This window comes from Paenibacillus sp. 10L310 (assembly GCF_056395745.1).
This window is the reverse complement of sequence record NZ_JBFTKC010000015.1, coordinates 1-14128: the sequence shown is the minus strand read 5'-3', so window position 1 is coordinate 14128 and position 14128 is coordinate 1. Positions and strand designations below refer to the sequence as shown.

General features: G+C 44.5%; 15 protein-coding genes. 14 read left to right on the top strand and 1 reads right to left on the bottom strand.

All coding sequences use genetic code 11. The features are described 5' to 3' along the window. Positions 1 to 42: 42 nt before the first annotated feature. From ctaD to AC1DE7_RS24380, 6 genes are all read left to right on the top strand, one after another. Positions 43 to 1893, top strand: coding sequence for a cytochrome c oxidase subunit I (gene ctaD / locus AC1DE7_RS24405; protein WP_370511460.1), 1851 nt, complete (start codon positions 43 to 45; stop codon positions 1891 to 1893). After that, entirely contained in the window at positions 1890 to 2516 is a 627-nt protein-coding gene (locus AC1DE7_RS24400; RefSeq protein WP_047840264.1) for a cytochrome c oxidase subunit 3, read from the top strand. Before ctaD ends, AC1DE7_RS24400 begins: the two co-directional genes overlap by 4 nt. Before the next feature lie 3 nt (positions 2517 to 2519). Beyond that, complete coding sequence (locus AC1DE7_RS24395) at positions 2520 to 2840, top strand: cytochrome C oxidase subunit IV family protein (protein WP_036613178.1); 321 nt, start codon at positions 2520 to 2522, stop codon at positions 2838 to 2840. 108 nt (positions 2841 to 2948) lie between these two features. Beyond that, positions 2949 to 3872 (top strand): cytochrome c oxidase assembly factor CtaG, encoded by a 924-nt coding sequence (gene ctaG / locus AC1DE7_RS24390; RefSeq protein ID WP_477535372.1) that lies wholly within the window; start codon positions 2949 to 2951, stop codon positions 3870 to 3872. Between the two features lie 34 nt (positions 3873 to 3906). Beyond that, a complete protein-coding gene (locus AC1DE7_RS24385; RefSeq protein ID WP_074093349.1) occupies positions 3907 to 4371 on the top strand; it encodes a DUF420 domain-containing protein in 465 nt (154 codons plus the stop codon). A gap of 141 nt (positions 4372 to 4512) precedes the next feature. Further along, entirely contained in the window at positions 4513 to 4884 is a 372-nt protein-coding gene (locus tag AC1DE7_RS24380; RefSeq protein ID WP_036613171.1) for a hypothetical protein, read from the top strand. Between the two features lie 110 nt (positions 4885 to 4994). Here the strand turns inward: AC1DE7_RS24380 and AC1DE7_RS24375 are convergent, their stop codons facing one another. Then, positions 4995 to 5324: a hypothetical protein gene (locus tag AC1DE7_RS24375; RefSeq protein WP_477535344.1), complete on the bottom strand. Its 330-nt coding sequence runs from the start codon at positions 5322 to 5324 to the stop codon at positions 4995 to 4997. Positions 5325 to 5524: 200 nt separating this feature from the next. Between AC1DE7_RS24375 and AC1DE7_RS24370 the strand changes: the two genes are divergently transcribed. The 8 genes from AC1DE7_RS24370 to AC1DE7_RS24335 all read left to right on the top strand — a co-directional run bounded on the left by AC1DE7_RS24370 (position 5525) and on the right by AC1DE7_RS24335 (position 13604). Next, the gene (locus AC1DE7_RS24370; RefSeq protein WP_477535343.1) at positions 5525 to 6238 is read left to right on the top strand and encodes a hypothetical protein; all 714 of its coding nucleotides are present in this window, start codon (positions 5525 to 5527) and stop codon (positions 6236 to 6238) included. 89 nt (positions 6239 to 6327) lie between these two features. Continuing rightward, on the top strand, positions 6328 to 6717 hold the full coding sequence (locus AC1DE7_RS24365) for a GntR family transcriptional regulator (protein ID WP_036613231.1): 390 nt from the start codon (positions 6328 to 6330) through the stop codon (positions 6715 to 6717). Between the two features lie 15 nt (positions 6718 to 6732). Then, positions 6733 to 7629 carry an ATP-binding cassette domain-containing protein gene (locus tag AC1DE7_RS24360; protein ID WP_211084178.1) on the top strand — a complete coding sequence of 299 codons (897 nt, stop codon included), beginning with the start codon at positions 6733 to 6735 and terminating at the stop codon, positions 7627 to 7629. A 20-nt stretch (positions 7630 to 7649) separates the two neighbouring features. After that, positions 7650 to 8552: an ABC transporter ATP-binding protein gene (locus AC1DE7_RS24355; protein WP_036613228.1), complete on the top strand. Its 903-nt coding sequence runs from the start codon at positions 7650 to 7652 to the stop codon at positions 8550 to 8552. Further along, positions 8545 to 9840, top strand: a complete 1296-nt coding sequence (locus tag AC1DE7_RS24350) for an ABC transporter permease (RefSeq protein WP_477535342.1) — start codon at positions 8545 to 8547, stop codon at positions 9838 to 9840. Before AC1DE7_RS24355 ends, AC1DE7_RS24350 begins: the two co-directional genes overlap by 8 nt. A gap of 574 nt (positions 9841 to 10414) precedes the next feature. After that, on the top strand, positions 10415 to 10759 hold the full coding sequence (locus AC1DE7_RS24345; RefSeq protein ID WP_477535341.1) for a DoxX family protein: 345 nt from the start codon (positions 10415 to 10417) through the stop codon (positions 10757 to 10759). Between the two features lie 92 nt (positions 10760 to 10851). Next, the gene (locus tag AC1DE7_RS24340; RefSeq protein ID WP_076254702.1) at positions 10852 to 11277 is read left to right on the top strand and encodes a MarR family winged helix-turn-helix transcriptional regulator; all 426 of its coding nucleotides are present in this window, start codon (positions 10852 to 10854) and stop codon (positions 11275 to 11277) included. 1106 nt (positions 11278 to 12383) lie between these two features. Beyond that, positions 12384 to 13604 (top strand): TraB/GumN family protein, encoded by a 1221-nt coding sequence (locus AC1DE7_RS24335; RefSeq protein WP_477535340.1) that lies wholly within the window; start codon positions 12384 to 12386, stop codon positions 13602 to 13604. Positions 13605 to 14128: the final 524 nt, after the last annotated feature.

Here is a 14128-nt window from a genome sequence, read left to right as displayed (position 1 = left end):
ACCTTGGCTCATGCGCATAGCGTCAAGAGGTACAGGGGCTTGATGGATTGGATCACCACCGTCGATCACAAAAAAATTGCCATTCTCTATTTGGTTGCGGGTGGATTTTTCTTTGGAATCGGCGGCATTGAAGCCATTTTGATTCGGATTCAACTGATGAAGCCTATGAATGATTTTGTATCGGCACAGGTCTTCAACGAATTGATTACAATGCATGGAACAACGATGATTTTCCTTGGTGTCATGCCACTTATTTTTGCCATAATGAATGCTGTCGTGCCTTTGCAGATCGGGGCACGGGACGTTGCTTTCCCGTTTCTTAACGCGCTGGGTTTCTGGACATTCCTGTTTGGTGGATTGTTGCTGAACCTGAGCTGGGTTATGGGCGGAGCACCGGATGCGGGCTGGACCTCATATACGCCGCTTTCGGGCAGTGAGTACAGTGGAACGCATGGTGTCGATTTCTACACCATCGGCCTTCAGATCGCGGGTCTGGGAACGCTCATCGGGGGCATTAACTTTCTCGCAACGATTATTACAATGCGTGCTCCAGGCATGTCCTACATGCGGATGCCGATGTTTACATGGACGACATTTATTACATCTGCCATTATCCTTTTTGCTTTTCCTGCCATCACGGTAGGGCTTGTACTTTTGACGTTTGACCGTATACTGGGAGCGAATTTCTTCGATGTCGCAGGTGGCGGTAACCCGGTACTCTGGCAGCACATCTTCTGGATCTTCGGGCACCCGGAAGTATACATTCTGATTCTGCCGGCATTTGGTATTATCTCGGAGGTTATTCCGACCTTCTCGCGTAAACGGTTGTTCGGATACAGCTCCATGGTATTTGCTACCATCCTGATTGCCTTTCTGGGCTTCATGGTATGGGCGCATCACATGTTTACAACAGGTCTGGGTAATGTAGCCAACGCGCTTTTCTCCATCTCCACGATGTTGATTGCCGTACCTACCGGGATCAAAATCTTTAACTGGCTCTTTACGATGTGGGGTGGACAGATCCGCTTTACCGCGGCAAACCTGTTTGCTGTTGGATTCGTCCCAACCTTCGTTATGGGTGGTGTTACAGGCGTTATGCTGGCATCTGCTCCGGCAGACTTCCAGTTCCATGATACGTACTTTGTTGTAGCCCACTTCCACTACGTTATTGTAGGGGGACTCGTACTTGGATTGTTCTCGGGACTACATTACTGGTGGCCGAAGATGTTCGGACGTATTCTCAGCGAAACACTGGGCAAATGGACGTTCTGGACATTTATGATCGGTTTCCAATTAACGTTCTTTGTACAGCATTTCCTCGGTCTGATGGGGATGCAGCGCCGGATCGTTACATACTTGCCGAATCAGGACTTTGACCTGCTCAATCTGGTCAGCTCCGTCGGTGCGTTTCTAATGGGTGTTGGGGTTATCATGTTCCTCGTGAACATCGTGATCACAATGAAAAAACCGGCTGGCGCGCCAAACGATCCGTGGGAAGACGGCCGTACACTGGAATGGTCTATTCCATCTCCGCCGCCGGAATATAATTTCAAGCAGACGCCGCTGGTACGCGGAATTGATGCATATTGGAAGGAAAAAATGGCAGGACATACGGAGATGACACCGGCAGAACCTGTAGGTTCGATTCATATGCCTTCAGCAACGCCGTTGCCGTTTGTAATGTCAGTAGGTATCTTTATCGCCGGACTTGGCTTGATGTTCAGCAATGATGAATTTGGTAATGCATTTATGAATGTCATTTTCAACAATTATATTGTAGTTATTATTGGTCTCGTAATCACATTTGGAGCAATGGCACTTCGTTCACTTTATGATGATCATGGCTGGCATATTGAACCGGAGGATCAGGATGAGAAGGGGGCTAGAACATGACAACCTCACATGCCGAACCGGTGAACGACAAATTGCCGCATGAACCGGAGAAAGCAACGCTGGAAGGCCGTAACAAGCTTATCGCCTTCTGGTTGTTCCTTGGCGGCGAAACGGTACTGTTCGGTACACTCTTTGCTACCTTCCTGGCTCTTCGTGGCCAAACCAATGATGGACCTACGGCGAATGAACTGTTCCACCTGCCACTTGTGGCCGCTGCAACGTTCATTCTCCTGGTCAGTAGTTTGACGAGTGTATTTGCGATTCAGGCCATGCATAAGGGCAAGCGAGATGCACTAGCGTTGTGGCTTGGCATCACGGTAGTACTGGGTATGGGATTTCTCGCACTGGAAATTTACGAGTTCTACGAGTATGTGAAACATAAAGAGTTTGGCATGACCACGAGTGCATTCAGTTCAGCATTCTATACACTGGTCGGGTTCCACGGAGCCCACGTTGCTTTTGGTATTGTGTGGATCGGAATCATTATCGGTCAGCTGTTCAAAAAAGGATTGACGGTCGTAACCGCACCTAAAGTATACGTCTCCGCAATGTACTGGCACTTTATTGACGTGGTATGGGTGTTCATCTTTACGGTCGTGTACCTGCTCGGAAAGGTGGGGTAGCACATGTCGGCACAGGATAAGACAGATCAACAGCCTGTGAAACACCGTCACCGGACGGAAGGGCCACAGAAACACGTCGTGGTGTTTATCTTCTCCATTATTCTTACGCTGATTGCGTTTGCGGCTGCTTCTGCCGGAGGGGTCAACACAACCTTTATCATTATTATTTTGCTCGTCATGGCTATTCTTCAAGTATTCGTTCAATTGGGTTATTGGATGCACTTGAAGGACAAAGGGCACTTGATGCCGATTCTGTTCATGGCCTTTGGCTTTTTCGTAGCCTTTACGTGCATCATTATGGCACTCTATTGGGTCTGGTGGTAAAAGAGATGGCGGCGGCGCATTGCCGCCGTCTTTTCCCCTTTTTGCCGAATGAATCTTCACAAAGTAATGAAGGCAACAATCAAATCAGGTCACGGGGAGGTTTCCCGTATGCTCGGGTTGCAATATTTTAGCTTTAACGACTTATGGAGTCCGCTTATATTGGCTTTATTTCTGATCATTGCTGCGACTTATCTGGTGCTTGTGGGACCGTTAAGCGAACAAATAAAGGATGCAGAACCTGCGACTGCTGCACAGAAAATCATGTTTATTACAGGGCTATTTGTCCTATATCTGGCTCAAGCTGGACCCTTTAATCTGCTTGGTCACGTGATGTTTAGCTTCCACATGGTAAGTATGGCGTTCTCATATCTGGTAGCTCCGCCGCTGATGATGAAAGGTTTGCCGATCTGGGTATGGCGCAGAATCGTACGCTGGTTGCCTACACGCCAGCTATCGTTCCTGGCTCATCCGATCGTTGCGGCAGTGCTCTTTAACGGGCTGTTCTCGCTGTATCACCTACCGATTGTACATGATTACGTCATGCTGAATTTTACCGTTCACCGGTTGTATTATATTGCACTGTTCATCACCTCGATGCTCATGTGGTGGACATTGCTGAATCCGTTGCCAGAAGGCAGACAAGCATCGGGGTTATCCAAGATCGGTTTTATTTTTCTGAATATGGTACTGCTTACGCCTGCGTGTGGACTGATTATTTTTGCGGCCGAGCCGTTGTATCAGACGTACAGCAACCCGGCCGTATGGGCTGAAGCAATGCGGTATTGTGTGTCTGGAGATTCTACGGCGTTACTTCGCTCCTTCGGTGGGCCTGCGTTCTTCAACTTCCTGTCTTCTGCGAAAGAAGATCAGCAGGTCGGTGGCATTGTCATGAAGTTTATTCAGGAAGGAATCTTTGCCTCGATGCTGGCTTATGTCTTTTTCCAATGGTATCGGAAAGAGAAGCAGGAAGATGATGATGATTCGTATCCTGCAGGGGGCGCAGGAGGGCCGCTCAATCGGGCTGCCAAATAATGAAGTAATGTTCTGACAAGAGGGGGAACACACGATGGATATGTATTTTTGGCTACCAACGATCAGTACTTCTTTCATTGTGATTAGTGCAGTACTGGTGGGGATTGGATGGGTACTGATTATTCGGGGGAAACGTGAGGCTCATCAGTCCGCCATGGTAGCAGGTGCGATTGCAGCTCTAATCTTCTTTGTGATCTATATGTCTCGTACAGTGTTCGTGGGCAATACGGCTTGGGGCGGGGACCCGGATCTGGAGATCTTTTATCGGATATTTCTGATCTTTCATATTATCCTGGCTACCGTGGCAGCGATATTTGGCATCTCCACACTGGTGCTGGGGTTCAAAAAGAAGTTCGGAAAACATCGCCGCTGGGGTAAGTTCACGTCCATGATCTGGTTCGGGTCAGCGCTAACAGGTGTTGTCGTGTATGTTCTTCTATATCTCTTATATCCTGGTGGTCATACACGTCCGGTATGGGAAGTTATCCTCGGCGTATAAAAGTTGAGATATAACCTCCTGTTACTTGGGCGGCGTCACTACTCTCTTCTGAAAATATGAAAATGGACGAATCTAGCAGATCATTCGTCCACGCTTCCTCTCTCATTCATTCATAGAATGAGTTCGAGAGGGGGAAACAAAATGAAAAAAACAGTCAACGTCAGTCAAACGTATCCACGTCTTACCGTGTATTCAGAAGAGAACTACAGAGGGAGAAGCCGCATCTATCGTGGCAACACGGGTCTTCGTAACCTGGACAATATTTTGGATGGGGTGGAGAGCCTGCGCTTTTTCTCAACAAGTTCCAATGCAACACTGGTTGTGTTTACACGTCCTAACTTCCAAGGTGGATTCCGAGTCTTCCGAGGCAACACCAACTTGAGAGATTTGGATGATCTGATCCGTGGCAATGACGTGGAATCCCTGATCTCCACCAATCAACGGTTAACGCTGGCTCAGATTCGCGCAATCCGCAGGGATCGCAGTCTGCCTAGTGGCTATAACCTCGTTTAATCGTAAGGCCTCTTCTTCTAACAGGTGCTAGAGAGCGGCAAAGGGCTGTACCCGAATTGTGTTTACACAATAACAGGTACAGCCCTTCTTTTGTGATTGGGAAATGATGTTTAATCCCCGCCACCCCCACTGTCTCCGCCGCCACTATCCCCACTGCTGTCATTGCTGCTACCACTATCGCTGTTGTGATGAGAATGTGTGCCTCCTGAAGAATCTGAATCATGATGTTTGTGATCCGGTGTGTGTCTAGCATGTCGATCGTAGGAGTCATCTCCCATAATGACCAGATATCCCGAAGCAGAGTCGGTATAACCGTTGTTACGGCGGATGCGGTGTCTGCCTTTTTTGGCAGAATGACGATGAGGCTCATCCCGGAGGACCAACCAGATTACGACGATAAGGAAAAGGAGGACAAATCCGATCTCTATCAGCCAATCCATAGCTGTAACCTTCCTTTCTATGATTCGTTACTATAATTTATTTTAACGTAAATTCGTACTGTGTCCCATCCCGTCTTCCTGATTCAGGAAAATTAGGGGTTGACGGGATGAGAAATAGGTCTGTATACTGTGTATATTGATATATACAGTAATCACAGTAAGCAACATGAGTGAATGACAGGTGAAAGGCAGGCATGCATATGAACGAATGGAAGCAGGCGTGGTGGTTGACCCGCAGCCAGATGAGTAAGGATAGGCTCCAATGGCTATGGTCTGCATTATTCATGATATACACTGGCGGTATGAGCGGTGTGATGTTTTTAGGACAACAACAGACAGATATTATTAATCCAGTAGTGGATTCCTTCTTTTTAATCATGTTGCCATTTCAAGGGTTTATGTTCTGCAGGCGCTCCTTCCGTTACATACAGGAAGATTCTTATACGCAGATGCTGGCCTACTATCGTAGAATTCCCATTCCTGAACAAGTGGTGATGTGGTCCAGGCTACAGCAGTCTCTGATGGCGTTTACGTACAATGGAATCTTTTTCTACGGATCGTTATACGTGGTTAACCTTCATACCGAAGGATTCCGATGGGATCAGTATCTGGCCTTTAGCCTTACCTGTACAGGTTATGGCCTTTTGGTAACAGGGTTCTATATTTACGGAGAGTTTCTGAACAGTGGCAAGAAATACTTGCTTCTCAGTATGCTTTTTATACCATTCGCCATTGGCATATCCATACTGATTCGAATATCAGGCAGTTACGGATTGCGGACTGTAATGGATGGAAGTAAATCATGGGGGCTGCTTTCCCCGATCATGTGGATTTCTCTGGTGGCTGGCGTAGCGGGATTATGGCTGTCTAGTCGTTTTACGCTGAAGAAGCTGGTTCATCGGGATTTGAATTAAAATGAGAATTGAGCTTATGTACGAATACAGGATGAAACCGGCACGGTCAGGTAACAGACTGGAGTGTACCGGAGGGCGAGGTGCAAGATGTGAAAATACCCATTCAAATTAATGAAAATAGCGCTGAACCCTTATACCACCAAATTGAAAATCAGTTAAGATCGTTAATTATTACGGGTCAGTTGGGGGAGGGAACACATTTGCCGTCCATTCGTGAGTTCGCCGGAGCACTGAATTGCAGTGTTATTACGGTTAGACGGGTCTATCAGGATCTGGAGAATGAAGGCTTGCTTCGTACGAAGCAGGGGACAGGTACATTTGTGGCCCAGGTAGAAGCCGGTGACAGAGAAAATTATAGATTAAAGGCCGCACAGGAAGCGATGCAAGCAGCGGTGCAGTCCGGGAAATCGGTAGGCTGTACGGAAGAAGAGATGGAGAGCCTATTCCGGGAAGTCCTGAAGGCTATTTACGTGAAGTAAGGGAGTGATTCATACGTGGAACCCATAGCAATCCAGTTGAACGGCGTATCCAAAATGCGAAAACGCAGAGTTATTGGCCCAATTGATCTGACCATCCCGGAAGGGTATATAGTGGCTATTCTCGGTCACAACGGTTCAGGCAAAAGCACCCTTCTTAACATGTTACAGCAAGTGGTGCTGCCAGATGCTGGGCAGATTATATGGTTTGGTCAGGAACATGATGGGCCACTTCCCATTGAACTGAGACAACAGATTGGTTTTGTGGCAGATAATGCTGGTTCAGAAGAGAACCGGATAACAGCACAAGAAGCGGCCCATTTCCGGGCGTACTGGTACCCACGTTGGGATATGAAGTTGTTCGACCAACTGATTCAGGATATGGAAGTACCTGTTGATGTGAAGCTGAACAAGATGTCCAAGGGAGAAAGGCGAAAATTTGAGATTGCAGCTGCAATTGCAGCTCGCCCAAGACTATTGCTTTTGGATGAGCCTTCATCAGGATTGGACCCCTTTGCCTGGAAAGTGATGGTTGAGCAGTTCCGTACCTTCATGGCGGGGGGAGACACCACGATTCTGATTGCCACACATATTGCAGACGAAGTCAAAAGGCTTGCGGATTACATCGTATTGATGCACCGTGGTCAGTCACTGGGGATGGCCGAGAAAGATATGGTGCTCGATCAGTGGAAGGAAGTCTGGTATGAAGGAGACTTAAGACCAGAGAGTATCCCCGGTGTTGTGGAATCTTCTATAGAAGAGGGAGGTCTGGTTCGCGTAATTACAACCCGGGTCAGCGAGGCGCAGGAGAGGCTGGAGCTGTCCAATAACCGGGTATTGAAAATCCGTAACTTGGAATTGGATGAAGTGCTGGCATTCTGGATTGCCGGGTATGCACCCGTACAGTGGAAATAACCGAAGGGAGACGATAAATAATGAACCGATTGGAATTGAAGCAAGTCGTCAAGCAATATGCAGACAAAACAGCCGTTAATGGAGTCACGCTCAATGTAAAAGAGGGGGAGATTTACGGACTGCTCGGAGCCAATGGTGCAGGTAAAACAACAACAATGCGTATGGTGCTTGGACTGATTCACCCGGACGGAGGGAATATCCTGTACAACGGCAAGCCCTATAATACGGAGCTGCAACAGATTATGGGTTATCTTCCGGAAGAGCGCGGATTGTACCCGAAGGTGAAAGTCAGCGAACAGATTAATTACCTGGCACGACTTCGTGGCATGAATGGTAAGGACGCAGATCAGAGCCTCAAGTACTGGCTGAATCGGTTTGAGGTACCTGAGTATTACGATAAGAAGATCGAGGAGTTATCCAAGGGTAATCAGCAGAAAATGGGCTTTATCGCGGCTGTAGTGCATAGACCGCAGATTCTCATTCTGGATGAAGCGTTCAGTGGACTGGATCCTGTGAATGTGGAATTACTCAAGTCCACCGTCAAAGAATTGCGAGACGAAGGCACGGCCATTCTGTTCTCAACACACCGTATGGAGCACGTTGAAGAGTTGTGTCGTCAGATCACCATTCTGCATCGTTCCAACACGGTGGTACAAGGAGAGATCAAGGAGATCAAGAGCCGGTATCCGCGTGAACAGGTATTCCTGGGCACGATTGGTAGTGTGGAAGGACTCGAACAGTTGCCTGGTGTGAAGAAAGTCGAGCGAAATGAGCGTGGTTACCTGATACATATTAGTCAGGTGGAAGCGGCTCAAGAGATTCTGAGAACAGCTATGACTCAGACGACAGTGGAACACTTTGAACTGAAGGAACCAACGCTTAACCAAATCTTTATTCGTGAGGTAGGTGAGTCGAATGAATAAAATGGGAACGATTACGGGTTTTACATTCAAAAACAAAGTTAAAACGAAATCATTCATGGTAACGACCATTGTACTTGCACTTTTAATTTCAATCGGACTCAATGTCCCGTATTTCATTACCTTATTTAATGGGGGTTCGATTGGTGGAGCTTCAAGCAGTAATCCTGTAAATATCGGTCTTCTGAGTACAGGGCAGCCTGAAGTTTCCGAGAAACTGGAGAGCTTCTCTGCGGCTCAAGGAGATCAGGCCTATCGATTCATTGCCAGTGGTGACAAAGATGAGGCTGCTCTTGCGGCGGATGTGGAAGCAGGGCTTACCGATGGTTATCTGAAGTTTGAAGCTGTTTCCGGGCAAGAGTTCCCGCAGCCCATTCTATATTCAGCAGAAGACGTATCACCTCAGATCATTGCATCCATTGAAGCAGCGTTGCAGAGTGTGAAGCTGGATGTGGTTGTGAAGGATGTACTCACAGCGGAGCAGAAGGAACTGATTACAACACCTGTGAAGCTCACCGAGCAAAGTTTGAGTACAGATGAGAGCGGAGCAGGTACTGAGTCTGAAGGTAAAATGAGCCCGATTAACTATATTGTGGTGTACTTGCTGATCATCCTGCTGTTTACCTCAACGATGATGACAGGTAACATGATTGCCTCCGAGATCACAGCTGAGAAGAGCTCACGTATTATGGAGATTCTGATTACGAGTGTATCACCGCTCAGTCAGATGTTTGGTAAAATCATCGGGATTTTCATGGTGGGGATGCTGCAAATCGGGATCTTCGGAGCGGTGGTTGCCGGAAATATCTTGTTGCCGCATAACCGTGCAGTATTAGGTGATCTCAATATGAGTGTAAGTGATGTGAATATTGCTGTTATTGTGTACGGACTCATATTCTACATTCTGGGTTACTTCCTGTATGCCGTGTTGTTTGCTGCCATTGGTTCAATGGTAAGCCGTACTGAAGAACTCGGTCAGGCTGTTCTGCCGATTACGATGTTGTCGCTTGTTTCCTTCTATATTGCGATCTTCAGTATTTCTACGCCGAACATTCTGTTGTTGAAAATCGCAAGCTTCATTCCATTCACGTCGCCGACCGCGATTCTGGTACGAATCGGCGCAGGAGTTGCGCCAACTTGGGAGATTCTAACGTCCTTAGCGATTCTCATCGTATCCATTATCATCTTCGGATGGCTTGCAGCCAAAATCTATCGCACAGGTGTGTTGATGTACGGTAAACGTCCAACCTTTAAGGAATTGTTTAAAGCCATGAAGGCATATAAGATCTAGGTTGAGTGTTTGAAGGTGTGTGTGTTGTCATAATTAGCGAGATATGCATATTTATCCATAAATATGCATATCTCTTTTTGAAATTAGCTTGTAGCCATTGGTGGCCAATTTAATGTTGAACGCGCTACATGTTGTATAATGGTGTTCGATACAAACAGTCAAGAACGAATAATTACTTAGAAGTTATATTTAATTTGGGATGGTTGATTTTTGTATAAACAAGCTAAATTACATTCCGTAAGTCGAATTGACAATAAGTTAAGTAAATTACCTTTGTTTGTTACTAAATTTATTGAAAGTAAGAAGCATAGGCTTTTAATTGGCTGATTACAGAGAAATTTACCACAGTTCAACAAAGAACAGAAATTGAATTATCCATGCTAGAAAATATTAACGATATGTGAAAAAGAAACCTTCCTTTGGAACGATAATCTAAGAAAAATTAAAAGGATATAAGAGGGCTATAATTTATAAAGCTTTATTTTAGGGTTGACAATATATAAAATTTCAAACAAAATACATGCTATAGCATATATAAAATTCATATGCATAACTTTATGAAAGAGGGGTAGATATGTTCATTTTTATCACAGTTTTACAGGTTCTATTAGGTGGTTTTTTCCTTTTTACAGGAAGCAAAATTATTTCCGGTAAAATGGCCAATGAGTTTAAACGTTTTGGACTGCCATCGTTCTTTAATGTTTTGACTGGTTCGTTCGAAATTGTGGGGGCAGCTGGTATGATCGTTGGCATCTGGATGCCTGTCGCAGCAATTTTAGCTGGTTTGCTTCTAGCCGGAACAATGCTTGCTGGAGCGTTTACTTTAATAGTCTTAGCTAAAGATCCGATTCAGAAGGCCATTCCAGCACTCATTTTGTTCATACTTAGCTTGATTGTATCCATATATCATTTTTTCTAAACGAAATTAACGAATTTTTGACGGATTTCATGTGTAACCTTTGAGAGATCGACTATATTTGATTTAAGAAAATGATAAATGAGGGTACTGCAATGGACTTATATAATATTACCGGCTTCTTGATCCATCGTACAGATGTCAAGCTTACAAACTATTTTACGAAACAATTAAAGCCCTACAAGGTGACACCGGAGCAGTGGAGCATTATCTCTTGTCTTGATATAGATAAAGCTATGACTCAAAAAGAGCTGGCGGAGGCCATCGATCGGGATCAAACAACGGTAGTGAGAATGATACATTCTTTAGAACGCAAGGGCATGGTTCGACGTATTGTTCATGATCAAGATAAGCGCTCACATTATCTATATTTGTCCTCTAAAGGTCAAGAAGTTAAAGGAAAGCTGTTGTTAACAGTTAAAAACGCGCATGACTATGTTACACGAGGTTTGGAACACGATGAATTAAATCAGTTAAAAATGATATTAGATAAACTGTACCGAAATGTGCAAGAAGATTAGTTAGACTCTATACCAGAGGATGAATCATGACAACTACATGCCGAAGCACAAAAATTGTGAGATTCTTTCCGAATGAAGCAGCAAGAATAAGGATCCAGCTTCTACTTACTTTAGAAGGAGCTATCAGAAATATATGGTCGAATATCATCGTTCACTGAATATTTAATTCCATCAATTCGATTATCCCAGCAATATTTTTAGTTGTACTCAAGCTGATAGGAGCTGCTTGATGTTTTCCTGAACATATTACTAGAGAAAGAAGGGAAGGAAAGATCACTGGATTATGATTCTAACTGGTTTTGAGATAGCGGCAATTCGCATACGATTAAGTATTTATGTTTCTGTAGAAGAATAGAAGACGGAATGATTTTAATTTAAATGAATAAAGTATTCTAAAATGAGACTGTTATCTAATACTAGATAGTGGTCTTTTTGCTATGTATAATTAAGATAAAATATCGCAAAAATCCGTATATATTAGCATGCATGAAGATGCAAAATGAGTTTTGCGCTTTTTCCTACTTATCATGAAAATATGTCCTGATAGATAAGCTTTATTGATGACTTTCTCTCACTAATTATGACAAGTGGTGTGCTGTGTCGGTGGTCATATTAAATCGAGTTCAGGAGAGGGTCGATGATCATGCAACAGTTAAAAGGGTTCTATATAAAGTTTTTGAGGGAACCTCTGTGGTTTAAAGCATTGATCGATCCTGACTACACTACTACTTTCAATTGTATTTAGCAGTTCAGCCTTTTCAGAGCAGGGCAACTACCAAAGCATCTCCAAATTAGCTATCGCTATTTTCTTCGTCGCATATGGAGTGAAGCTGTGGGGCAATCCGAAGGTTTCTATAGCCTTTTTTTTCCTAGCGCTGATAAGTATCTATTTATCAAGGAATAGCTTTGGCTTTGCGAATATGTTGCATTGAACCTGTATGTTGGTTTCGTTTTTATTGTTTCTTATCTAATGAGAGCAATGAAGGGAGAAAGTGCGCTCCGTTTTGGAGTGGCACCAATTCCCATCTTTAACCGTAGTATCTAAGTATGTCTATTCTATTAAAAATTGGATTGGCAACTATATTCAATAAAGGAGATTACATAATATGAAGAATTGGAAACGCATGCTCTTATCTCTAACCATCTCAGTAGGTTTGCTTGCATCTGCAGTGCCAGCTATGGCTGCTCCACAAGGAACTTCCGTAAAGGTTAATGATCAAGCTGTGAAATATGCTACAGGAGCACCAATCCTGGAGAAAGGTACAACATTGGTTCCACTGCGGACTACGCTGGATGCTATGGATGTGAAGCTAACAACTGCGACAGATGATACGATCACAGCAGTGGTAGATGGCAAAACGATTACACTTAAAAGCAAGCTTACGCGCATCAACGGTGTAACGTATGCGCCAATCCGCATCGTCGGTGATGCAGCGGGTTATGAAGTTCGCTGGGATGCTGCAACGCGCACCGTGCTGTTGGTATCCAAAGATGGAGCAAATGAAACTGCTCAAACCGGTGGACGTGGCTTCATGTGGGAAGTTGAAAGCAATGGCAACACGATCTATCTGGTAGGGTCCATGCATATTGCGGATGAGAGCTTCTATCCACTGCGTCCGGAGTTTGAAGAAGCCTTTGCGGAAGCTGACTATCTCGGGGTAGAGATTGATATTAGCAAAGCCGCTGATGAAGAGCAGCAAAAGCTGGTTCTAAGTCTGGGTTCGTATCAAGATGGAACAACACTGAAAGACCACATTTCCAGTGAAACGTATACTAGGCTGGGTGATGTATTGAAGAAAAATGGTCTGGAGTCTAACGCCTTGGATGCATTTAAGCCTTGGGTAGTAGAGAGCACACTTGCAAGTTTGAAGTCCACAACGGCAGGATACGAAACGTCAGCAGGAGTGGATCTGTATTTCATCCAGAAAGCGATCGAGCGCAAACTTCCAGTTATTGAGTTGGAGAGTTATCAATCTCAACTTGGCATGTTTAACGACTTTTCCAAAGAAACACAGGAGGAAACACTGAAAGCGACAATCGAAAACTTCGACGTGTTGGATAACAGTGTGAAAGAAATGGCTGAGATGTGGAAAACGGGTAATGACGAGCAACTGCTTGAACTGACAAACAGCTTCTCCACTAACGAGGAATATAACAAAGCAATGCTGGTTGATCGTAACATTGGTATGGCGGACAAAATCGATGGTTACTTGAAAAACGGCAAAGGTGAGGAGTATTTCATTGTTGTTGGTGCGGCACACTACTTGGGCGATCATGGCATCGTGAAACTGCTTGAGGATAAAGGATATAAAGTAGAACGGAAATAAATATAGATTACTATAGAAGGTAACCCTTTCGTCTCGAATATGAGAGTTGAGAGGGTTGCCTTCTTATATATAGAAGAAAGACAGATTTAAATAAAGAAGATTAAGCTGCAGGATAATAAAATTGAACCTGAGAGTTCATGGTAGATTGAAGGTCCTTAATATGGTTAGATCGTGGATTTGATAAGTTTTGAAATTAACTCTTTACAAGTGTGTGTTCTACATGGTATATTCTATTTCCGGCCAAAAAAACACGAGATACACGGTGCGGCAAGCGATTGAAATAAGCTTCGAAAGAAACTTAAAAAAAGAGCTTGCAAAGTTGGTTCGGACATGATATTATATAAGAGTTGCTGAAGAGAACAACATTCGGTAACGAAATAAGTTTGATCTTTGAAAACTGAACAACGAGTGAGTAAACATTCTGCTTGCAGAATGAACGCAAAAGTTTGAGACAAGCCTTGGCTTGAATCGGCTGGAGCACAAATGAGATTTTTAATCTCGTCAGATTCAAAATGAGCTTATCG